The organism is Rugamonas sp. GW822-FHT03B10 (assembly GCF_058801745.1).
The window spans coordinates 230,782-252,997 of record NZ_JBXANP010000007.1 but is presented as its reverse complement, the minus strand read 5'-3'; the positions used below and the strand labels follow the sequence as shown (position 1 = coordinate 252,997).

Here is a 22,216-nt window from a genome sequence, read left to right as displayed (position 1 = left end):
ACCGAATGACCACCATCGCATGAACACGATCGCCTACATCGGCATCGGCGCCAACCTGGGCGACGCGCGCGCCAACGTGGCCGACGCCATCGAACGCCTGCGCCGCCAGCCCGGCTGCACGCTGCTGGCCGCGTCGGGCCAGTACCGCACGGCCCCCATCGACTCCAGCGGCGACGACTACGTCAACGCCGTGGCCAGCATCAGCACCACGCTGGACGCGGAGGCGCTGCTGCGGGCGCTGCACGGCATCGAGCAGGCGCACGGGCGCGAGCGCCCCTACCGCAACGCGCCGCGCACGCTGGACCTGGACCTGCTGCTGTACGGCGAGCAGCAGATCGCCAGCCCCACGCTGACCGTGCCCCATCCACGCATGACGGAGCGGGCCTTCGTGCTGGCGCCGCTGCTGGCGCTGGCGCCGGACGTCGTGATCCCCGGCCGTGGCCCGGCGCGCGACTACGCGGCGGCCGTGGCCGACCAGGCCATCAGCCTGCTTGGCTGAGGGGCGCATGGTCCGCATCATCATCCGTAGCTAGAGGACTAGCTCGAAAAAAATCACGCGCCCAGCGCGCCCACCGGCAAAGGTCTACACTAGCGCCGATGTCACTCTTACCATTCGAGGAATCCCATGTCTGGATATTTGCAAGGAACCGAAATGACGGCGAGCCAAAAGCCCGCCGCCACGCCCGCGCCGTCCAAGCCGGTCGTCACCAAGGCCGTCACCATCCCCTCGCTCAACGCGCTGCGCGCGGCCGGCGAGAAGATCACCATGCTGACCTGCTACGACGCCAGCTTCGCCGCGCTGATGGACCGCTGCGGCGTGGAAGTGCTGCTGATCGGCGACTCGCTGGGCATGGTCTGCAACGGCCACAGCTCCACCCTGCCCGTCACCGTCGATGAAATCGTGTACCACACGGCGGCCGTGGCGCGCGGCAGCAAGTCGGCCATGGTGCTGGCCGATATGCCGTTCGGCAGCTACGCCACGCCGGAGGCGGCGTTCAACAACGCCGTCAAGCTGATGCAGGCCGGCGCCCACATGGTCAAGATCGAAGGCGGCGCGTGGCTGGCCGACACCGTGCGCTTCCTGACCGACCGCGCGGTGCCCGTGTGCGCGCACCTGGGACTGACGCCGCAATCGGTGCACCAGCTGGGCGGCTACAAGGTGCAGGGCAAGACCACGGAGTCCGCCGACCTGCTCAAGGCCGACGCGCTCAAGCTGCAGGCGGCCGGCGCGGCCATGGTGGTGCTGGAAGCCATCCCCACCCAGCTGGGCAAGGAGGTGACGGACCTGCTGGCCATCCCCACCATCGGCATCGGCGCCGGCCCCGATTGCGCGGGCCAGGTGCTGGTGATGCACGATTTGCTGGGCGTGTTTCCCGGCCGCAAGGCTCGCTTCGTGAAGAACTTCATGGAAGGCCAGACCAGCATCGAGGCGGCCGTCGGCGCCTACGTGCAGGCGGTGAAAGACGGCAGCTTCCCGGCGCTCGAACACTGCTTCTAAACCCGGAACCCGGTCTGTCCACGACAGGCTGTTCCGCTGATTGTCCAGGCTGTTGCGTCCTGCAACAGCCGGAATAAATCATGCCAGGCCTCCCTCCCGGGGGGCGCATTCTTTTCCCTCCCCGCCCGCCCCTGCGCCACAGGCCATGCAAGCACAGGCATGAACCTTGCTCACCTTGATGGTAATCAAATTCACCAGGGCGTGGGTTCACTCTGCCGCCCAGCCTGGTTTCTCTCTATCGTTACCGTTGGCAGGATGGCGCAAGCCGGGAGAGCATCATGGACAAGGTCAAACAACCGAGCAAGGAACAGGTCAGGCAATACATGGAACAGCGCCGCGCGGCCAACGATCCGCCGCCGTCGATGGACGAAATCCGCCGCCAGCTGGGCTGGCAGATGATCGTGCTGCCGCCGCTGTCGGACTGGAAGGTGGCGTGACGCCCCGCGCGCTCAACCGATCTGGATCCACGTGGTCTTGAGCTCCGTGTATTTGTCGAACGCGTGCAGCGACTTGTCGCGGCCATTGCCGGACTGCTTGTAGCCGCCGAACGGCACGGTGATGTCGTCGCCATCGTACTGGTTCACGTGCACGGTGCCGGCCCGCAGCGCGCGCGCCGTCCGGATCGCCTTGCTCATGTCGGCCGTCCACACGGCCGCCTGCAGGCCATACGGCGTGGCGTTGGCCTGGCGCACGGCGTCGTGGATGTCGGTGAAGCTGAGCACCGACAGCACGGGGCCGAAGATTTCCTCGCGGGCGATCTTCATGCCGCTGTCCACCTGGTCGAACAGGGTCGGTTCGACGTAGTAACCACCGCTGGCCGTGCGCGCCTGCGCCCCGCCCGCCAGCAATGTGGCGCCGTCCGCCCTGCCCGCGTCGATATAGCCGAGCACCGTCTTGAGCTGGGTGGCATCGACAATGGCGCCCATCACGGTGGCCTCGTCCAGCGGGTCGCCCGGCTGGAAGTCCGGCATCATGGCCAGCGCCTTTTCCAGGAAGCGCTCGCGGATAGAAGCTTCCACGAACAGCCGCGACGGCGCGTTGCAGCTTTCGCCCTGGTTGAAGAAGATGGAACCGATGGCCGCCGCCACGGCCGCATCCAGGTCGGGGCAGTCGGCGCACACGATGTTGGCCGACTTGCCGCCCAACTCGGTCCAGGCCCGCTTCAGGTTGGACTGGCCGGCCATCTGCATGATCTGCTTGCCGACCCGGGTGGAGCCGGTGAAGCCGATGCAGTCCACGTCCATGTGCAGCGCCAGCGCGGCGCCGGCCTCGTGGCCGTAGCCGGGCAGCACGTTGAACACGCCGGCCGGAATGCCCGCCTCCAGCGCCAGCTCGGCCAGCCGCAGCGCCGTCAGCGGCGACTTCTCCGACGGCTTGAGCACCACGCTATTGCCGGCCGCGAGCGCCGGCGCGATCTTCCACGCGGCCATGATCATCGGGTAGTTCCACGGCACGATGGCGGCCACCACGCCGACCGCCTCGCGCGTGATCAGCGCCAGGCTCGATTCGGCCGTGGGCGCGATCTCGTCGTAGATTTTATCGATCGCCTCGCCGTACCAGCGCAGGCAGTTGGCCGTGGCGCCCACGTCCACGCTCTGGCTGTATTTGATCGGTTTGCCCATGTCCAGCGTTTCGAGCAGGGACAGTTCGGGGCCGTGCTGCTGCACCAGGTCGGCGAACTTGATCAACACCCGCTTGCGCTGCGCCGGCGACTTGCCGGCCCAGCGCCGGTCCTCGAACGCGGCGCGCGCGGCGGCCACGGCCAGGTCCACGTCGGCGCCGTCGCAGCGCGCCACCTCGCCCAGCTTGCGTCCGTCCACGGGCGACAGGTTGTCGAAGCGCTGTTCCGAACTGGCCCACACGCGCTGGCCGCCGATGAAGGCGCGGCCGTCCATTTTGAGCGCGGCTGCGCGCTCATGCCACAGAGTGCTGCTCATCGTTGCTCCTCCTGTATGCGACACTTCGCTATACCCAGCCGCGCTGCTGGATGTCGGCGTAGGTCAGGTCGAGGCAATGGCGGATCAGCGCCACCATCTCGTCGATCTGCGCGCGCGTCATCACCAGCGGCGGCGCGATGATCATGCGGTCGCCCACGGCGCGCATGATCATGCCGTTGTTGAACATATAGCCGCGGCACACCATGCCGACGCTGAGCGCCTCGTCGAACGGCACGTTCTCGTGCACGGTGGCGCCCTTGCTGCGCACCAGGTTCAGGCCCGCCACGAAGCCGCAACTGCTGGTGTAGCCCACCAGCGGATGGTCGCCCAGCGCGGCGAAGCGCTGCTTCAGATACGGCCCCGTGTCCCCGCCCACGCGCTGCACCAGCTGCTCGGCCTCGATGATACGGATGTTCTCCAGCGCGGCGGCGCACGCCACCGGGTGGCCCGAGTAGGTGAAGCCGTGGTTGAATTCGCCGCCCTTCCCGATCAGCACATCGGCCACGCGGTCGCCCACCAGCACCCCGCCCAGCGGCACGTAGCCGGAGGTGACCCCCTTGGCGAACGTGATCAGGTCGGGACGGATGCCGAACAGCTCGGAGGCGAACCACTTGCCGAGCCGGCCGAAGCCGCAGATCACCTCGTCGGCGATCAGCAAAATGCCGTACTTGTCGCAGATGCGCTGGATCTCGGGCCAGTAGGTGGCCGGCGGGATGATCACGCCGCCGGCGCCCTGCACCGGCTCGCCGATGAAGGCGGCCACCTTGTCGGCGCCCAGTTCCAGGATCTTGTCCTCCAGCCAGGAGGCGGCCTTGATGCCGAAGGCGTCCTCCGTCATGCCATGGCCCGCCTCCACGTAATTGGGCTGGCCGATGTGAACGATGCCGGGGATGGGCAGGCCGCCTTGGGCGTGCATGCCGTCCATGCCGCCCAGCGAGGCGCCGGCCATGGTGCTGCCGTGGTAGGCGTTGTGGCGGCTGATGATGGTGTGGCGCTCCGGCTGGCCCATCAGGTCCCAGTAGCGGCGCACCATGCGCACATTGGTGTCGTTGCCCTCCGAGCCGGAGCCCGTGTAGAACACGTGCTGGAAGCCGGGCGGCGCGATCTCGGCCAGCTTGGTGGCCAGCTGCACGGCCGGCACGTTGGTGGTGTTGAAGAAGCTGTTATAGAACGGCAGCGTCTCCATCTGGCGGTACACGGCTTCCGAGATGCTGGTGCGGCCGTAGCCCACGTTGACGCACCACAGGCCGGACATGCCGTCCAATACCTTCTTGCCCTGCGAGTCCCAAAGATAGATGCCGTCGCCGCGCACCATCACGCGGGCGCCGTGTTCGTTGAGCTGCTTGAAGTCGGTGAACGGGTGCAGGTAGTGGGCCGAGTCCTGTTGCTGGATCGCGGCCGTGTCGAACGGTTCGTTGCGGGTGGCGGCGGCCTTCACCGATGCCACCAGTGCGGCGCTGGGCGCCAGTGGATTTGAAGACATGATGGTCCTATCTCGAATGCGTTGGATGGGCGGGCGGCCTTACACGTGCAGCAGCAAGTGCTCGCGCTCCCACGGGCTGATGACGGTCATGAATTCCTGGTGCTCCAGATCCTTGATGGCCGCGTACACGTCGATGAAACGGTCGCCCAGCACGGTGCGCAGCTTGTCCTCGGCCCGCAACGCGAACAGCGCTTCGGGCAAGCCTTGCGGCAGCTCGAACTTGAGGTCGTAGGCACTTCCCTCGGTGATCGGGGTCGGCTCCAGCTGGTCCACCATGCCCAGGTAGCCGCAGGCCAGCGTGACGGCCAGCGCCAGATAGGGATTGGCGTCGGCGCCGATGATGCGGTTCTCCACGCGGCGGTCCTGCACGCCGGACTCGGGGATGCGGAAGCCCACCGTGCGGTTGTCCATGCCCCACTGGATGTTGATCGGCGCGGCCGTGTGGCGCACGATGCGGCGGTAGGAATTCACATACGGCGCCACGATCGCCATGGCCGACGGCATGTAGCGCTGCAGGCCGCCGATGTAGTGCTTGAAGATGGGCGCGGCCGAACCATCGGGCGCGCTGAAGATGTTCTGGCCCGTCTTGATGTCCACCACGCTCTGGTGCACGTGCATGGCCGAACCGGGTTCGCCCGCCATCGGCTTGGCCATGAAGGTGGCGTACATATCGTGCTTGAGGGCCGCCTCGCGCAGCGTGCGTTTGAAGAAGAACACCTTGTCGGCCAGGCCCAGCGGGTCGCCATGCAGGAAGTTGATCTCCATCTGGCCGGCGCCGATTTCGTGGATCAGCGTGTCCACGTCCAGGTTCATCATGTCGCAGTAATCGTAGATGTCCTCGAACAGGGGATCGAATTCGTTCACGGCGTCGATGCTGTAGACCTGGCGCGTGGTTTCGGCGCGGCCGCTGCGGCCCACGGGTGGTTTGAGCGGCAGGTCGGGATCGCTGTTCTTGGCCGTCAGGTAGAACTCCAGTTCCGGCGCCACCACGGGCTTCCAGCCACGGTCGGTGTACAGCTTGAGCACGCGGCGCAGCACCGAGCGGGGCGCGAAGTCGACCAGGCGGCCGTCGGCGAAATAGCAGTCGTGGATCACCTGCGCGGTGGGGTCGGCGGCCCACGGCACCATGGTGATGGTGGTGGGGTCGGCCTTCAGGACCATGTCGCGGTCGGTGCTGGAGATGGCGCGGTCGTAGGCCATGTCCTCGGTCGGGTAATTGCCGGTCACGGTCATGCCCAGCACGGCCTCGGGGATGCGCATGCCGCGCTCCTGTGTGAATTTACCGCGCGGCAGAATCTTCCCGCGCGCCACGCCCGTCAGGTCGGGCACCAGGCATTCGATTTCCGTCACCCGTTTCTCGTTGAGCCACAGGTCCATGTCCGTATAGGTGAAGTTCTCGCGTATTGCCATTGGATTCTCTCGTCAGTCTTGATCTTGCGCGGTGCCGTCTGGTTCGCCGCGCGCCTCTGGTCATGCGTGGCCAGCGGCACTAAGGAACCCGCCGCGACCACAGTTCGTAGGTCGTCATGCGCCCCTCCCTGCTTTGCTCTGGTAGTTCCGGCATGCCTGACCGAAGGCCAGGAATATTTTCTGAGAATCGCGGTTGTGCTCCAGGCGCCACTCCGGGTGCCACTGCAGCGCCAGCGCGAAGCCGGGCGCGTCGGCCACGCTGTAGGCTTCCACCAGGCCATCCCCGGCGCGTGCCTCCACTTGCAGGCCGGGCGCCAGCGTGGCAATGCCCTGGCCGTGCAGCGAATTGACGTCGATCTCGCTGGCGCCGTCCAGGATGCGCGACAGCAGGCCGTCCGGCGCCAGGCGCACGCTGTGCGACGGCGCGTACTGCTCGTCCAGCGACAGGTGCTTCGGCTCGCGGTGGTCGCGCATGCCTTCCACCTCATGCACGGCCTGGTGCAGCGTGCCGCCCAGCGCCACGTTCACTTCCTGAAAGCCGCGGCAGATGGCCAGCAGCGGCAAACCGCGCGCCAGCGCCGCACGGATCAGCGGCAATGTGGTGGCGTCGCGCGCCGGGTCCAGCGGCAGGCTGGGGTCGCGCAACGTCTGGCCATACAGGCTGGCGTGCACGTTGGAGGGGGAGCCGGTCAGCATGACACCGTCGGCCACGGCCAGCACGGCTGGCAGGTCGGTCGCCTCGCCCAGCGCGGGCAGGATCAGCGGCTGGCAGCCGGCGCCGGCGGCCACGGCGTCGACGTATTTGCGTTGCGCCGTATGGTTGGGATGAACGCCGATCTGGTTGATGCAGGCGGGGACGATCACAATGGGGCGATGCATAAGTCTTGTCTCGCTGGTTGTCTTCACACGGGCCGCATTACCGCTGCCGGATGCCCAGTGCACGGGGACCAATCTGCCGCAACTTCTTGTTCAAATCATACCCGTTGTGCCCTGTCTTACGGATGCCCGGTGAAAATTTCTCCGTTTCGCTGTCGTTTTCATGCATTTTTATCAATCATAGCACCGGCAAATCAACGGCGCGCGGTGCGCGGCGCGGGATGTCGCACCGTACACCGGTGCACCAACCGGGCGCGATGGGCGCGGTAGAATGCAATCAGCCGGGCGCGCGACGCCGCCCAACACTGAAAGGCTGCCATGCTTACTCTGAAAGATCCGGCGCTGCTGCGCCAGCAATGCTTCATCAACGGCGAATGGTGCGACGCGGACGACGGCGCCACCGTCAACGTCGTCAACCCGGCCACCGGACAGACGGTCGGCACCATCCCCCACATGGGCGCGGCCGAGACGGCGCGCGCCATCGATGCGGCCAACCGCGCCTGGCCCGCGTGGCGCAAGAAGACGGCCAAGGAACGGGCCGCCGTGCTGCGCAAATGGCACGACCTGATGCTGGAGCACGCCGACGACCTGGCCCTGATCATGACCACCGAACAGGGCAAGCCGCTGGCCGAAGCGAAGGGCGAGATCGGCTACGCCGCGTCGTTCATCGAATGGTTCGCGGAGGAAGGAAAGCGGGTCAGCGGTGACACCATGCAGTCGCCATGGCCGGACCGGCGCATCGTCGTCACCAAGGAACCGATCGGCGTGTGCGCCGCCATCACGCCGTGGAACTTCCCGTCGGCCATGATCACGCGCAAGGTGGGCCCGGCGCTGGCGGCCGGCTGCCCCATCATCGTCAAGCCGGCCGAGCTCACGCCGTTCTCGGCGCTGGCGCTGGCCGTGCTGGCCGAGCGGGCCGGCATGCCGGCCGGCGTGTTCAGCGTGCTGACGGGCGACGCGCGCGCCATCGGCGGCGAGATGACGAGCAATCCCGTGGTGCGCAAACTGAGCTTCACCGGCTCCACGGCCGTGGGCCGCCTGCTGATGCAGCAATGCGCGCCCACCATCAAGAAGCTGTCGCTGGAACTGGGCGGCAACGCGCCGTTCATCGTGTTCGACGACGCAGATCTGGATGCGGCCGTGGAAGGGGCCATCGCCTCCAAGTACCGCAACGCGGGGCAGACCTGCGTGTGCGCCAACCGCCTGTACGTGCAGGACGGGATCTACGACGCGTTCGCCGAAAAGCTGGTGGCGGCGGTGGCCAAGCTCAAAGTCGGCAACGGCGCTGAGCAGGGCGTGACGCAAGGACCGCTGATCGAGGAGAAGGCCGTGGTCAAGGTAGAAGAGCACGTGGCCGACGCGCTGGCCAAAGGTGGGCGACTGCTGACGGGCGGCCAGCGCCACGCGCTCGGCCACAGCTTCTTCCAGCCCACCGTGATCGCGGACGTGACGCCGGACATGCTGGTGGCGAAGGAGGAAACCTTCGGCCCGCTGGCGCCGCTGTTCCGCTTCAGGACGGACGAGGAAGTGCTGGCCATGGCCAACGACACGGAATTCGGTCTGGCCGCCTACTTCTATTCGCGCGACATCGGCCGCATCTGGCGCGTGGCCGAAGGGCTGGAGAGCGGCATGGTGGGGGTGAACACGGGACTGATCTCGAACGAGATCGCGCCGTTCGGCGGGGTCAAGCAGTCGGGCCTGGGGCGCGAAGGCTCCAAGTACGGCATCGAGGACTACCTGGTCATCAAGTACATCTGCATGGGCGGGATTTAAACAATTGCCGGCCTTCAAATGGCCGGCGCCTGATATACCCAACCACGCGAGCGCGCGAAGGCAGAAAGTAGCTTGGCCTTCTTTGAAATCCGGTCGCCGTCATAGACCGAAAGCCTGTTTTTATCTTTGGGCGTGGGCCGAAACGATTGCGACGATACCCTGCCCTGCTGAACGAACGCCGGATGAATCTGGCGCAGCAGCAAGGTCTGCGGCCTCATTCCGATATCGCGCCAATGACGCGCAGTTGCCGTTCAAGTTCCTTCCAATCTGGCTGCAGTTGCAGCGCCATTGTGCATTCTGCAATTTGCCCGGTATGAGAGTTGTAGGCCTGATACTCACCCGTCATGGAGGCGAGGTTCATCTCCAGGCTGACTTCCCAGTTGCCGACGCTCCATTCAGCCTGAAGCCCGCCTTCGGCGGTTGGATATAGATGGGGCAACAATAAATCTGCGGGGAAATACTGATCAAAAGCGGTGGCGAATCGCCGCAATTGTTCACTGTTGGGCGCAGTCCCGGCGCCGTCCAGCCATCCATCCTGCAAGGCGGCAAGCTCGGCTAACCTGGTGGTCATATCCGAACGTTCCAGCTGAACCACAGGCTCATCTGACAAACTATCGCTGGCTTGAATGTGCCTGTTTTTCACTTCGACCTCCCGCTTGCAGCGCCACCCTATGCCGTCCGAGTGTAGGCCGCCTCGAGTTCATTGGCAAGCGGGTAAATCAGCAGGAACGTCTATTCCGCCTTGGCGGCGGCCGCCACCTGCTTCTGGCGCTGCCGCTCCATGCGCGCCATCCAGAGGCTGGACGCGACCACGGCCACCGACACCACGAGGATGGTCAGCGCCGCCACGGCGTTCACGCGCGGATCGAGGCCCAGGCGGGCGCGCGAAAAGATCACGATCGGCATGGTCGAGGAACCGGGGCCGGACAGGAAGGCCGACAACACCACGTCGTCCAGCGACAGCGTGAACGTGAGCAGCCACGCCGATCCCAGCGCCTGCGTGATGTTGGGCAGCGTGACCAGGAAGAACACCTGGTGCGGTTTGCAGCCCAGGTCCATGGCCGCCTCCTCCAGCGACTTGCTCATCTCCTGCAGCCGCGACTGCACCACCACGGCCGCGTAGGCCATGCCCAGCAACGTGTGGCCCAGCCAGATCGTCATCATGCCCCGGTCCGGGTAGCCGAACACCTTCTGCACCGACACCAGCATCAGCAGCAGCGACAGGCCGATGATCACCTCCGGCATCACCAGCGGCGCGCTCACCATGCCGGTGAACAGCGTGCGACCGTGGAAGCGCTGGTAGCGGTTCATCACGAACGCGGCGAAGGTGCCGAGGGTGACGGAGGCGAACGCGGTGAGCACGGCGATCCGCAGCGACAGGCCGAAGCCGGAGATGATCTCCGTGTCGTTCATCAATTCGCCGTACCACTTGGTGGAGAAGCCGCTCCACACCATGTCCTGGCGCGAGCTGTTAAACGAGAACACCACCAGCACCACGATGGGCAGATACAGGAACAGGTAGCCCAGCGACAGCCAGCCGCGCCCGAACCAGCGTTGGATGAAATTCCGTCCGTTCATGCGCGCCCCGCCATCTGTTGTTCCGCCTTGTACTTGTTGAAGATCGCCATCGGCACCAGGATCAGCAGGATCACCACCACCGTCACGGACGAGGCCATCGGCCAGTCGTTGTTGGTGAAGAATTCGTCCCACAGCACGTGGCCGATCATCAGCGTCTCCGGCCCGCCCAGCAGCTCGGGGATCACGTATTCGCCCACGGCCGGGATGAACACCAGCATGGAGCCGGCGATGATGCCGGACTTCGACAACGGCACCGTGATGCGCCAGAACGTCTGCATGGGCGTGGCGCCCAGGTCGGCCGCCGCCTCCAGGAAACGCACGTCCATCTTCACCAGGTTGGCGTACAGCGGCAGGATCATGAACGGCAGGTAGGCGTACACCATGCCGATGATGAGCGAGAACTGCGTGTTCATCAGGTGCAGCGGCTCGGTGATGGCGCCCACGCTGAGCAGGAAGTGATTCAAGATGCCGTTGTTGGCCAGGATGCCCTTCCACGCGTAGATGCGCAGCAGGAACGAGGTCCAGAACGGCAGCATCACCATCATCATCAGCACCGGCCGCACGGTCGGCTTGGCGCGCGCCATGAAGTAGGCGAACGGGTAGCCGATCAGCAGGCACAGGGCCGTGGTGATGGCGGCGAACTTGATCGAGCTGAGATAGGTCAGCGCGTACAAATCGTCCTGCGCGATGAACAGGTAGTTCGAGATTTTGAGCTTGAACGTGATCACGCCGTCCACCAGCGTCATCAGCGTGCCGAACGGATTGGCGGCGTCCGGTTCCGTGAAGCTGATGCGCATCACGATCAGGAACGGCACCAGGAAGGCGCACACCAGCCAGAAGAACGGCACGGCGATCACCAGGCGGCGGCCCGTGATCCAGCGCAGCGTGAGCAGATGCAGCAGCTTGTTGAACAAGGTAGTCATGGCCACACTCCGCTTCAGCTGGTCAGCACGACGACGTCGGCGCCATCCCACCACACGTACACGCGCTGGTCGCGGCGCAGGGCGGTGTCGTCATGGCGGGCCGCGTTGGTGCGCGACACTTTCACCTCCATGCCGCTGTCGAGCTTCACGTGGTAGCGCGTCTCGTTGCCGAAGTAAGCGATGGCCGTGATCGTGCCCTGCACGCAGTTGTAACCATCTTCGTTGGGGTGGGCACGCTGTTCGCGGGTGGGCGCCTCCGATTGCAGCCCCATCTTCTCCGGCCGCACGGCCACCGACACGGGCATGTTGTCCGTGCCCGTGATGCCATGGGTGACGTAGTGCCGGCACTCCGGCGTGTCGATGATGACGTGGTCGGGATGGTCGTCGGCCACGCGGCCGTCGAACAGGTTGACGCTGCCGATGAAGTCGGCCACGAAGCGGCAATTGGGTGTCTCGTAAATCTCGTCCGGCTTGCCCACCTGGAGGATGCGACCCTCGCTCATGACGGCGATGCGGGTCGCCATGCTCATGGCTTCATCCTGGTCGTGCGTGACCATCACGCACGTCACGCCGACTTGCTCGATGATGTTGGCCAGTTCCATCTGCGTGCGCTCGCGCAGTTTCTTGTCCAGTGCGCCGAGCGGCTCATCCAGCAGCAGCAACTGCGGCCGCTTGGCCAGGCTGCGCGCCAGCGCCACGCGCTGCTGCTGGCCGCCCGACAGCTGGTGCGGCTTGCGCTTGCCGTAGGCCTTCAGCTGCACCAGGTCCAGCATCTGGTCCACGCGCTGCGCCACCTCGTCCTTGGGCAGGCCGTCGCGGCGCAGGCCGAAGGCGATGTTGTCCCACACGGTCAGGTGCGGGAACAGCGCGTAGGACTGGAACATCATGTTGATCGGGCGCTCGTAGGGCGGCACGTTGATGATGTCCTTGCCGGCCAGTTCGATCCGGCCCGAGGTGGGCGTCTCGAAACCGGCCAGCATGCGCAGCAACGTCGATTTGCCGCAGCCGGAGCTGCCCAGCAGCGCGAAGATCTCACCCTTGTCGATGGCGACCGACACATCGTTGACGGCCCTCACGCCATCGAATTCCTTGACCAGGTTGCGGATCAACAGAAAAGGCTGGCCGGATTCGCCTGTGGCGGCGGCAGGTCGGTCTATGGTCATAGTGTCAAAATATAAAATTTATAAGAGAGACAGCGTATGGCAGGCCGGTCGCGGGCCGCCGTTGTGGACAACCCGTGATTATAGATGGAGCGCGGGGGATGGGGAATCAGACATGCAACAACAAATGCTCGCGCTCCCACGGGCTGATGACGGTCATGAACTCGCGGTGTTCGAGCTCCTTGATGGCCGCGTAGACGTCGATGAAACGCTCGCCCAGCACGTCGCGCAGGCGCTCCTCGGCGCGCAGCCGCTGCAGCGCCTCGGGCAGGCCCTGGGGCAGCTCCAGCGGGTGGTTGTGGGCGCTGTCGACCGTCATCGGCGTCGGCTCGATCTGCTCGATCATGCCCAGGTAGCCGCAGGCCAGCGTGACGGCCATCGCCAGGTAGGGATTGGCGTCCGCGCCGATGATGCGGTTCTCCACGCGCCGCTCCTGCACGCCGGAGACGGGCACGCGGAAGCCCACCGTGCGGTTGTCCATGCCCCACTGGACGTTGATGGGGGCGGCCGTGTGGCGCACGATGCGGCGGTAGGAATTCACATACGGGGCCATGATGGCCATGCAGGCCGGCGTGTAGCGCTGCAGGCCGCCGATGTAGTGGCGGAACAGCGTGGACGGCGCGCCATCGGGATCGCTGAAGATGTTGCGGCAGGTGGCCGCGTCGGCCACGCTCTGGTGCACGTGCATGGCCGAACCGGGCTCGCCGCCCATGGGCTTGGCCATGAAGGTGGCGTACATCTTGTGCTTGAGGGCGGCCTCGCGCAAGGTGCGTTTGAAGTAGAACACCTTGTCGGCCAGCGCCAGCGCGTCGCCGTGCTGGAAGTTCAGGCCCATCTGGCCGGCGCCCACCTCGTGGATCAGGGTGTCCACGTCCAGGTTCATCATGTCGCAGTAGTCGTAGATGTCCTCGAACAGCGGATCGAATTCGTTGACGGCGTCGATGCTGTAGACCTGGCGCGACGTTTCGGCGCGGCCGCTGCGGCCCACGGGGGCCTTGAGCGGCAGGTCGGGGTCGATGTTCTGCTCGGTCAGGTAGAACTCCAGTTCCGGCGCCACCACGGGCTTCCAGCCACGGTCCGCGTACAGCTTGAGCACGCGGCGCAGCACGGAGCGCGGCGCGAAGTCGACCAGGCGGCCGTCGGAAAAATAGCAGTCGTGGATCACCTGCGCCGTGGGGTCGGTGGCCCATGGCACGGTGGTGATGGTGGTGGGGTCGGCCCGCAAGATCATGTCGCGGTCGGTGCTGGAGATGGCGCGGTCGTAGGCGGCGTCCTCGGTCGGGTAGTTGCCCGTCACCGTCATGCCCAGCACGGCCTCGGGGATGCGCATGCCACGGTCCTGCGTGAATTTGGCGCGCGGCAGGATCTTCCCGCGCGCCACGCCCGTCAGGTCGGGCACCAGACATTCGATTTCGGTGACGCGTTTATCGTTGAGCCACTGATCCATGTCGGCATCAGTGAAATTGTCGCGGATAGGCATGTGTGCTCTCGACAGGCATGATCTGGCGATCGATGAGCTAATTTACCATATTTCAAAAAGCCCGATTTCAGGAAAGTGCGTACGACTGCCAAAGCCACGAATCGCCCAATTCAACTGCGTGAGAATCTGAGCGTGTTTAACAAATGCAAACTGTTATGATGACATTTCCACAACGCTTAGTAGGGAGACTTAGAATGTTTTTTGGTGGAAGGTATTGATGAGCAAAGTCACGACCGGACTCATAGGAACATCCAGCGCCGCTATTACCCTCGTCGTTGCCTTTGCTAACTACGCGGGCCTTGAAAATTTCTCTGGAATTGTAAGGCTGGTGGCTATTGTGTTGTCGGCGTTGGCAATAGGACTGATTCAGGGATTTTTTATACAACGCGCCAGGCATAAAACCATAGGTATAGGCGCATTTTTCGGCCTATTGATACTGTGGTCACCAGTCGTTGTCGTGACCTACGGATTTGCTTTAATGGGGCTGCCGTTCCTGGCTGCCTTTGCAATCCTCGTATTCTCCGGGGCAAAGGCTGGTGCCAATTTGAGACTGAAGTCTCGCTGGCCCGTATAGCACTCAGGGAGTGTGCTACATTTGTCCCTCTAACGGAGACTCCCATGTCCACTACGACCACGATCCGCTTACCAAAGGAGCTGAAGGCGCGGATCGCCAGCGCCGCCGAGCGCACCGGCAAAACCACCCATAGCTTGATACTGGAAGCCATCACGGAAAAGGCCGAGCTGGAAGAACGACGGGCCGACATGGACACCGAGGCCGACGCCCGCTTCGCTCGGATCGCCGCCACAGGCGAAACCATACCGTGGGCCGATATGCGACGCTATCTTGAAGATCGCGTAGCGGGCCGGCCGGCAACGCCCCCCACGGCAAAGAAGAAACCTGGCTAAACGTGGCGCAAGTCGAGCTTGCACCTGAAATTTTCGAAGACTTCAGCCGCATCCTTGCGTATCTGGAGCGGCACCAGATCGCCGACGGCCCCGTGCGGATTGTGGAAATCATGCATGCCATCGACGTGCTGGCTCACAATCCGCTGATCGGCAGAGCAGTTGCCAACGGCAAGCGCGAATTGGTGATAGGTCGAAAAGGACAAGGCTACCTTGCCCTCTACCACTACCTGGACGCGGTTGACACGGTGTTCGTCCTGGCCGTGCGCAGCCAACGTGAAGCTGGCTACGCGCGGCACGCGCCCTGACGATATTCGTCCTCAGGCCGCCCGTTCCTCCGCCACCGCCACCCGCGTTTCCACCAGCAGCTTCTTGATCTCCGGGACGCAGGAGCCGCAGTTGCCGCCCGCCTTCAGGCAGGCCGTCACCTGCGCCACCGTCTGCAAATCCTGCTGCACGATGGCGCCGCAGATCGTGTTGCGGCCCACACCGAAGCACGAGCACACGGTCGGCCCGGTGTCGGCGCCCTTCTCCACCGGCTGGCCCACCAGCAGGCCCACGCGGTCGATCTCACTCAACTGCGGCTTTGAAAACAGGCCGGCCAGCCACGCGCGAGAGGGCATGTCCTGGCGCGGCGACAGGAAGATGCATTGGTCGATACGGTCGTCCACCAGGTGCACGGCGCGGTACACGCCGGCGCTGCGGTCTTCGTATTCGAGCCAGTCGGCCTGCTCGCCCTGCACGCCCAGCAGGTCGCGCGCCCAGCTGGCGAAATCGGCGATGTTCTGGCGGCCGGCCAGTTCGTAGCGGGCGAAGTCGCGGCCCTGGATGCGGGTCCAGTGGGCCACGCTGTCGAGGTTCAATTCGCTGCGGCTCAAAATGAAGCCGTGCCAGTTCAGGCGGAACTGCTCCACCCGCACCGGCGTGTGCTTGAATTCCGGTTCGCCCGACACGGGATCGACCTCGGGGTTCACCAGCGCCCCCACGCGCGCGTCGGACGCCGTCTGGCCGTTCCAGTGGATGGGGATGAACACGCTGCCGCGCGCGATGCCGCCGCCGTGCTGCACGCGCGCCACCATCGAGCCCCAGGCGGTGCTGATGCGCGCCAGCTCGCCGGCGCGCACGCCATGCAGCAGCGCGTCCTGCGGGTGCATGTCGACGAACGATTCGGCGATGTGGTCGGCCAGCTTGGGCGCCTTGCCGGTGCGCGTCATGGTGTGCCAGTGGTCGCGCACGCGGCCCGTGTTGAGCGCCAGCGGATAGTCTTCGCAAATCGTATTGACGGGCAGGCGCGGCGCGACGGCGATGAAACGCGCCTTGCCGTCCGCATGGGCGAATTGGCCATCGCCGAACAGGCGGGACTGGCCCAGCAGCTCACCGGAATCGAGCCGCGTCACTGGCCACTGCACCGGTTCCAGCGCATCGTAGCCCTGCTGGCCCAGCCCGGCCAGCGCGCCGATGTCGAACGCGCGCGGCACGTCGTCGGCCGTGTTGCGGTAGCTGCTCAGGCGCGCGTGCTCGTCGAAGATTTCATGCGCGCTGTTGAAGTCGAAACCGGTGTAGCCCATGCGCTGGGCGAAGCGGCAAAGGATCTGCCAGTCCGGCAGCGCCTCGCCCGGCGCCGGCAGGAAGACGCGCTGGCGCGAGATGCGGCGCTCGGAATTGGTGACGGTGCCGTCCTTTTCGCCCCAGCCCAGCGCCGGTAGCAGCACGTGGGCGCAGGCGTTGGTGTCGGTGTTCTGCATGATGTCGGTGGCCACCACCAACTCGCACTTCTCCAGCGCGCGGCGGGCCTGGTCGGCGTCCGGCAGGCTGACCAGCGGATTGGTGGCGATGATCCACACGGCCTTGACCTTGCCGTCCTCGATGGCGCGGAACAGGTCCACCGCCTTCAGGCCAGCCTTGTCGGCCATGCGCGGCGATTCCCAGAACGTCTGCACCAGTTCGCGATGCTCACCGCGCTCCAGGTCCATGTGGGCGGCAAGCATGTTGGCCAGTCCGCCCACTTCGCGCCCACCCATGGCGTTGGGCTGGCCCGTGATCGAGAACGGCCCCATGCCGGGCTGGCCGATGCGGCCGCCGATCAGGTGGCAGTTGATGATGCTGTTGACCTTGTCCGTACCGGCCGAGGACTGGTTCACGCCCATCGAGAACGCCGTCACCACCTTGGCGGTGGCCGCGAACGATTCGTAGAACTCCATCAGCACCGGCAGTTCGATGCGGCACTTGCGGGCCACAGCGGCCGGGTCGGCGCAATCGACGTCGGCCGCCGCCACCGCTTCGGCCATGCCGTTGGTGTGGCGCGCGACGAAATCGGCGTCCACCGCGCCGATGCGGGCCAGGTAGCTGAGCAAGCCGTTGAACAGCCACACGTCCGTGCCCTGTTTGACCGACAGGTGCAGGTCGGCCAGCTCGCAGGTGGCCGTGCGGCGCGGGTCGATCACCACCAATTTCACATGCGGGCGGGTTTCCTTGATGCGCGCGATGCGCTGGAACAGGATGGGATGGCACCAGGCCGTGTTGGAGCCCACCAGCACCACCATGTCGGCCAGTTCCAGATCCTCATAGCTGACCGGCACCAGGTCTTCGCCGAAGGCGCGCTTGTGGCCGGCCACGGCCGACGACATGCACAGGCGCGAGTTGGTGTCGATATTGGCGCTGCCCACGTAACCTTTCATCAGCTTGTTGGCGACGTAGTAGTCCTCCGTCAGTAGCTGACCCGACACGTAGAACGCCACCGCGTCCGGCCCGTGTTCGGCGATGATGTCCTGCCACTGCCCGGCCACCCGGTCCAGCGCCGCATCCCACGACACGCGGCGCAGCGCGCCATCTTCGCGCACTTGCGGGTGCAACAGGCGGCCCTCCAGTCCCAGCGTCTCGCCCAGGGCCGAGCCCTTGACGCACAGTTTGCCGAAGTTGGCGGGATGGCTGGTGTCGCCGGCGATGTCGATGCCGCCATCGCCCTTGGGCGTGGCCTTGACGCCGCAGCCCACGCCGCAATAAGCGCAGGTGGTGCGGACCGAGAGGGGTTCGAGTGACAGGTTCACGATGCTTTCCAGTTCAGGCGTTGCCAGTTCAGGCGGCGGCGCACAGCGCTTCGCCGAACAGCAGATGATGGCGGATAGGCCCGATGTCGGTGCCTTTCTGGATCAGGCCGAAGTACCACGGCCCGTCTTGCACGTCGCCGTAGAGCACAGCCCCGGCGATGCGGTTGTCCTTCAATACGAGGCGCTTGTAGACGCCGCGCTTGGCGTCGCGCAGCACCAGATCTTCGCTGCCTTCGCCGCCGATGAAATCACCGACCGAGTACAGGTCCACGCCCGTCACCTTGAGGCGGGTGGGCGAGGTTTGCTGCACATAGCGGCGGTGGCCGGCGCCGGCCAGGTGGGCGCCGCACACGCGCGCCTGTTCCCAGATCGGCGCCACCAGGCCAAAGGTGGCGCTGCGGTGCTGCACGCATTCGCCCACGGCGTACACGCGCGGATCGTAGGTCTGCAGTGTGTCGTCCACCACGATGGCCCGTTCGCAGTGCAGCCCGGAGGCCTTGGCCAGTTCGATGTTGGGGCGCACACCGGCCGTCATCACCACCAGGTCGGCGGGGATTTCGCTGCCATCCTTGAAGCGCACGGCCGTCACCCGGTCCGGGCCGACGATGGCCTCGGTCTGGGCGCTCAGAATGAATCGCAGGCCCTTCACCTCCAACGCCTTTTGCAGCAGCTGGGCGGCCGGCTTGTCGAGCTGCTGGTTCATCAGCGCGTCCGTCACGTGCACCACCGTCACCGTCATGCCCTGGCGCAGCAGGCCGTTGGCCGCCTCCAGACCCAGCAGGCCGCCGCCGATCACCACGGCGTGGCGATGGTTGCGCGCCGCCTCCAGCATGGTTTCCACGTCCTGGATGTCGCGGAACGCGATCACGCCCGGCAGGTCGTGGCCCGGCACGGGAATGATGAAGGGCTTGGAGCCGGTGGCCAGCAGCAGCCGGTCGTAGCGCACCTCCCGCCCGGAGGCGGCGCGCACCACGCGCTTGCGGCGGTCGATGTGCACCACCGGGTCGCCCGCGTGCAGCGTGATGCCGTGCTCGACGTACCACTGGCGCGTGTGCAGCATGATGTCGTCGATGCTCTTTTCGCCGGCCAACACGGGCGACAGCAGGATGCGGTTGTAGTTACCGTGCGGCTCGGCGCCGAACACGGTGATGTCGTACATGTCGGGCGCCAGCTTGTGCAGCTCCTCCACGGTGCGCATGCCCGCCATGCCGTTGCCGATGACAACCAGCGCCGGTTTCATAACCCGACCCAGACCTTCCCGCCTTCGACCCGGGCCGGATACGTGATCACCGAGTGCTCGGGCGATTCCAGGCATTCGCCCGTCTGCAGATCGAAGTGCTGCTTGTAGATGGGCGAGGCCACCACGATGCGTTCGCCCAGGCTGCCCACCAGGCCGCGCGAGAGCACGGCGGCCTGCGAGTTGGGGTCGTAGTTCTCGATGGCGAACACGCGCGGGCCGTTGTCCTCCACATGGAACACGGCGATCTGCGTGTCGTTGAGCAGGGCGCAGACGCCGGTGTTGGGCACGATCTCGTCGAGCGCGCAAACGGAAATCCAGTTATCGGTTTGAATGTCGCGGTGCATGGTGTTCTCCTTTGCTGGGACGGGTTAGGCTGCTTTGACTGCGATGGGGATCACGCGCTGGCGTTCTTCCGGCGTGGCGGGACGGATCTGGCCGCGCTCCTCCATGAACAACACGTTCTGGTCGGTCTGGTCGCTGTTGACGAAGTGGCGGAAGCGCTTGCGGGTTTCCGGATCTTCGACGGCGGCCTTCCATTCGCAGGCGTAGGTGTTGACCACGTGCTGCATGTCCGCTTCCAGTTCGGCGGCGATGGCCAGCTTGTCGCCGATGACGACGTCCTTCAGATAATCGAGGCCGCCTTCGAGGTTGTCGCGCCACACGCTGGTGCGCTGCAAGCGGTCGGCGGTGCGGGTGTAGAACATCAGGAAGCGGTCGATGTAGCGCACCAGCGTGGCCTTGTCCAGATCGGAAGCCAGCAGTTCGGCGTGGCGTGGCTTCATGCCGCCATTGCCGCACACGTACAGGTTCCAGCCCTTCTCGGTGGCGATGATGCCCACGTCCTTGCCCTGCGCCTCGGCACACTCGCGGGTGCAGCCGGACACGCCGAACTTGATCTTGTGCGGCGTGCGCAAGCCCTTGTAGCGGTTCTCCAGTTCGATCGCCAGGCCGACGGAATCGTCCACGCCGTAACGGCACCAGGTCGAGCCCACGCACGATTTGACGGTGCGCAGCGACTTGCCATAGGCGTGGCCCGACTCGAAGCCGGCCGCGATCAGCTCTTCCCAGATCAGCGGCAGCTGCTCGACGCGCGCGCCGAACAGGTCGACCCGCTGGCCGCCCGTGATCTTGGTGTACAGGCCGTACTTCTTGGCCACGGTGCCCACGGCGATCAGGCCATCGGCCGTCACTTCGCCGCCGGCCATGCGCGGCACGACGGAATAGGTGCCATCCTTCTGGATGTTGCCCAGGAAGTAGTCGTTGGTGTCCTGCAGGCTGGCGTGCTCTTTTTTCAGCACGAAGTCGTTCCAGCACGAGGCCAGGATGCTGGCCGCCAGCGGCTTGCACACGTCGCAGCCCAGGCCTTTGCCGTGCTGCTTGAGCAGGTCGGCGAAGGTGGTGATCTTGCCGACGCGGATCAGGTGGAACAACTCCTGGCGCGAGTACGGGAAGTGCTCGCACACGTGGTTGTTGACGGCCATGCCCAGCTTCTTCATTTCCGACTTCATGATCTGCGTCACCAGCGGCACGCAGCCGCCGCAGGCCGTGCCGGCGCCGGTGCACGACTTCAGCTCACCGATGCTGGTGGCGCCGCCGCCCACCGCGTCGCACAGCGCGCCCTTGGAGACGGCGTTGCACGAGCAGATCTGGGCGCTGGCCGGCAGCGCGTCCACACCCAGGCCGGGCTTGGCCTTGCCGTCGGACTGCGGCAGGATCAGGAATTCAGGCGACTCGGGCAGCTCTATCTTGTTGAGCATCATCTGCAGCAGCGTGCCGTATTCGCTGGCGTCGCCCACCATCACGCCGCCCAGCAGGTATTTGCCGCAGTCGGACACGACGATCTTCTTGTAGATCTGTTTGCGCTCGTCCGTGAACTGGTACGAGCGGCTGCCTTCCACCTTGCCGTGCGGGTCGCCGATGCTGGCCACGTCCACGCCCATCAGTTTGAGCTTGGTGCTCATGTCGGCGCCGGTGAACTCCGCCTCATGCTCGCCCATCAGGTGCTTGGCGGCGATGCGGGCCATGTCGTAGCCGGGCGCCACCAGGCCGAACACCTGGCCGTTCCACAGCGCGCATTCGCCGATGGCGTAGATGTCCGGGTCCGAGGTCAGGCACTGGTTGTTGATCGAGATGCCGCCGCGCGGGCCGGTGGCCAGGCCGGCTTCGCGCGCCAGATGGTCGCGTGGACGGATGCCGGCCGAGAACACGATCATGTCCGTGTCCAGGTGGCTGCCGTCGGCGAACTCCATGCGGTGGGTGCCCTCTTCGCCATCGACGATGGCGGTGGTGTTCTTGCCCGTGTGGACGGTCACGCCCAGGTCCTCGATCTTCTGGCGCAGCACGCGCGCGCCGGCGTCGTCCACCTGTACCGCCATCAGGCGCGGCGCGAATTCGACCACGTGGGTTTCGAGGTTCATGTCGCGCAGGGCTTTCGCGCATTCGAGGCCCAGCAGGCCGCCGCCGATCACCACGCCCGTTTTCGAACGCTTGCCGCAGGCGAGCATGCCTTCCAGATCCTCGATGGTGCGGTAGACGAAGCAGTCCTTGCGGTCCTTGCCCGGCAGTTGCGGCACGAAGGGGAAGGAGCCGGTGGCGATCACCAGCTTGTCGTACTCCAGCACTTCGCCGCTGCGCACGGTGACGGTCTTCTCCGCGCGGTCGATGGCGACCGCGCGGGTGTTCAGCTTGAGCAGCAGGTTGCCGCGCTCAAAAAAACCGGGCGGCACCAGCGACAGCTGTTCGGCCGTGGTTCCGGAGAAGTACTCGGACAGGTGAACGCGGTCGTAGGCCGGACGTGGCTCTTCGGACAGCACGGTCACGTGCAGATCGCTGCTGTCACCCAGCGTTTCCAGGAATTTTTGGCCGACCATACCGTGGCCGATGACGATGATTTTCATGATGCGGTTCC

General features: G+C 65.4%; 21 protein-coding genes. 7 read left to right on the top strand and 14 right to left on the bottom strand.

All coding sequences use genetic code 11. The features are described 5' to 3' along the window. The first annotated feature begins 19 nt into the window (after window positions 1–19). The 3 genes from folK (at window position 20) to AC1RQG_RS14210 (ending at window position 1,935) form a co-directional block, all read left to right on the top strand. Window positions 20–499, top strand: a complete 480-nt coding sequence (gene folK / locus AC1RQG_RS14220) for a 2-amino-4-hydroxy-6-hydroxymethyldihydropteridine diphosphokinase (RefSeq protein WP_493132381.1) — start codon at window positions 20–22, stop codon at window positions 497–499. A gap of 126 nt (window positions 500–625) precedes the next feature. After that, window positions 626–1,498, top strand: coding sequence for a 3-methyl-2-oxobutanoate hydroxymethyltransferase (gene panB / locus AC1RQG_RS14215; RefSeq protein WP_493132379.1), 873 nt, complete (start codon window positions 626–628; stop codon window positions 1,496–1,498). 278 nt (window positions 1,499–1,776) lie between these two features. Beyond that, the gene (locus tag AC1RQG_RS14210) at window positions 1,777–1,935 is read left to right on the top strand and encodes a hypothetical protein (RefSeq protein ID WP_493132377.1); all 159 of its coding nucleotides are present in this window, start codon (window positions 1,777–1,779) and stop codon (window positions 1,933–1,935) included. Window positions 1,936–1,947: 12 nt separating this feature from the next. On the opposite strand, the gene AC1RQG_RS14205 is transcribed toward AC1RQG_RS14210, so the two are convergent. The 4 genes from AC1RQG_RS14205 to AC1RQG_RS14190 all read right to left on the bottom strand — a co-directional run bounded on the left by AC1RQG_RS14205 (window position 1,948) and on the right by AC1RQG_RS14190 (window position 7,207). After that, window positions 1,948–3,435, bottom strand: a complete 1,488-nt coding sequence (locus tag AC1RQG_RS14205; protein WP_493132375.1) for an aldehyde dehydrogenase — start codon at window positions 3,433–3,435, stop codon at window positions 1,948–1,950. A gap of 28 nt (window positions 3,436–3,463) precedes the next feature. Continuing rightward, the gene (locus AC1RQG_RS14200) at window positions 3,464–4,918 is read right to left on the bottom strand and encodes an aspartate aminotransferase family protein (protein WP_493132373.1); all 1,455 of its coding nucleotides are present in this window, start codon (window positions 4,916–4,918) and stop codon (window positions 3,464–3,466) included. Between the two features lie 39 nt (window positions 4,919–4,957). Further along, the gene (locus tag AC1RQG_RS14195; RefSeq protein ID WP_493132371.1) at window positions 4,958–6,328 is read right to left on the bottom strand and encodes a glutamine synthetase family protein; all 1,371 of its coding nucleotides are present in this window, start codon (window positions 6,326–6,328) and stop codon (window positions 4,958–4,960) included. Window positions 6,329–6,442: 114 nt separating this feature from the next. Next, a complete protein-coding gene (locus tag AC1RQG_RS14190; protein ID WP_493132369.1) occupies window positions 6,443–7,207 on the bottom strand; it encodes a gamma-glutamyl-gamma-aminobutyrate hydrolase family protein in 765 nt (254 codons plus the stop codon). 315 nt (window positions 7,208–7,522) lie between these two features. Between AC1RQG_RS14190 and gabD the strand changes: the two genes are divergently transcribed. Continuing rightward, the gene (gene gabD, locus AC1RQG_RS14185; RefSeq protein WP_493132367.1) at window positions 7,523–8,977 is read left to right on the top strand and encodes an NADP-dependent succinate-semialdehyde dehydrogenase; all 1,455 of its coding nucleotides are present in this window, start codon (window positions 7,523–7,525) and stop codon (window positions 8,975–8,977) included. A 14-nt stretch (window positions 8,978–8,991) separates the two neighbouring features. On the opposite strand, the gene AC1RQG_RS14180 is transcribed toward gabD, so the two are convergent. From AC1RQG_RS14180 to AC1RQG_RS14155, 6 genes are all read right to left on the bottom strand, one after another. After that, a complete protein-coding gene (locus AC1RQG_RS14180) occupies window positions 8,992–9,195 on the bottom strand; it encodes a hypothetical protein (RefSeq protein ID WP_493132365.1) in 204 nt (67 codons plus the stop codon). Beyond that, on the bottom strand, window positions 9,192–9,620 hold the full coding sequence (locus tag AC1RQG_RS14175; RefSeq protein WP_493132363.1) for a hypothetical protein: 429 nt from the start codon (window positions 9,618–9,620) through the stop codon (window positions 9,192–9,194). Before AC1RQG_RS14175 ends, AC1RQG_RS14180 begins: the two co-directional genes overlap by 4 nt. Window positions 9,621–9,709: 89 nt before the next feature. Then, window positions 9,710–10,555 carry an ABC transporter permease subunit gene (locus tag AC1RQG_RS14170; protein ID WP_493132361.1) on the bottom strand — a complete coding sequence of 282 codons (846 nt, stop codon included), beginning with the start codon at window positions 10,553–10,555 and terminating at the stop codon, window positions 9,710–9,712. Next, window positions 10,552–11,478, bottom strand: coding sequence for an ABC transporter permease subunit (locus AC1RQG_RS14165; RefSeq protein ID WP_493132359.1), 927 nt, complete (start codon window positions 11,476–11,478; stop codon window positions 10,552–10,554). Before AC1RQG_RS14165 ends, AC1RQG_RS14170 begins: the two co-directional genes overlap by 4 nt. A 14-nt stretch (window positions 11,479–11,492) precedes the next feature. After that, window positions 11,493–12,641, bottom strand: a complete 1,149-nt coding sequence (locus AC1RQG_RS14160; protein ID WP_493132358.1) for an ABC transporter ATP-binding protein — start codon at window positions 12,639–12,641, stop codon at window positions 11,493–11,495. 106 nt (window positions 12,642–12,747) lie between these two features. Further along, entirely contained in the window at window positions 12,748–14,118 is a 1,371-nt protein-coding gene (locus AC1RQG_RS14155) for a glutamine synthetase family protein (RefSeq protein ID WP_493132357.1), read from the bottom strand. Between the two features lie 217 nt (window positions 14,119–14,335). On the opposite strand from AC1RQG_RS14155, the gene AC1RQG_RS14150 reads away from it, so the two are divergent. Genes AC1RQG_RS14150 through AC1RQG_RS14140 form a run of 3 tightly spaced genes read left to right on the top strand, consistent with a single transcriptional unit; the run spans window position 14,336 to window position 15,329 of the window. Continuing rightward, window positions 14,336–14,692: a hypothetical protein gene (locus tag AC1RQG_RS14150; protein WP_493132355.1), complete on the top strand. Its 357-nt coding sequence runs from the start codon at window positions 14,336–14,338 to the stop codon at window positions 14,690–14,692. Between the two features lie 44 nt (window positions 14,693–14,736). Further along, window positions 14,737–15,024, top strand: coding sequence for a CopG family ribbon-helix-helix protein (locus tag AC1RQG_RS14145; RefSeq protein WP_493132353.1), 288 nt, complete (start codon window positions 14,737–14,739; stop codon window positions 15,022–15,024). 2 nt (window positions 15,025–15,026) lie between these two features. Further along, window positions 15,027–15,329, top strand: a complete 303-nt coding sequence (locus AC1RQG_RS14140) for a type II toxin-antitoxin system RelE/ParE family toxin (protein ID WP_493132351.1) — start codon at window positions 15,027–15,029, stop codon at window positions 15,327–15,329. Between the two features lie 12 nt (window positions 15,330–15,341). Here the strand turns inward: AC1RQG_RS14140 and AC1RQG_RS14135 are convergent, their stop codons facing one another. Genes AC1RQG_RS14135 through nirB form a run of 4 tightly spaced genes read right to left on the bottom strand, consistent with a single transcriptional unit; the run spans window position 15,342 to window position 22,205 of the window. Next, window positions 15,342–18,068 carry a molybdopterin-dependent oxidoreductase gene (locus AC1RQG_RS14135; RefSeq protein WP_493132349.1) on the bottom strand — a complete coding sequence of 909 codons (2,727 nt, stop codon included), beginning with the start codon at window positions 18,066–18,068 and terminating at the stop codon, window positions 15,342–15,344. 28 nt (window positions 18,069–18,096) lie between these two features. Next, a complete protein-coding gene (locus AC1RQG_RS14130; protein ID WP_493132347.1) occupies window positions 18,097–19,308 on the bottom strand; it encodes an NAD(P)/FAD-dependent oxidoreductase in 1,212 nt (403 codons plus the stop codon). Beyond that, the gene (gene nirD / locus AC1RQG_RS14125) at window positions 19,305–19,652 is read right to left on the bottom strand and encodes a nitrite reductase small subunit NirD (RefSeq protein WP_493132345.1); all 348 of its coding nucleotides are present in this window, start codon (window positions 19,650–19,652) and stop codon (window positions 19,305–19,307) included. Before nirD ends, AC1RQG_RS14130 begins: the two co-directional genes overlap by 4 nt. Before the next feature lie 24 nt (window positions 19,653–19,676). Then, window positions 19,677–22,205, bottom strand: coding sequence for a nitrite reductase large subunit NirB (gene nirB, locus AC1RQG_RS14120; RefSeq protein ID WP_493132343.1), 2,529 nt, complete (start codon window positions 22,203–22,205; stop codon window positions 19,677–19,679). Window positions 22,206–22,216 lie beyond the last annotated feature (11 nt).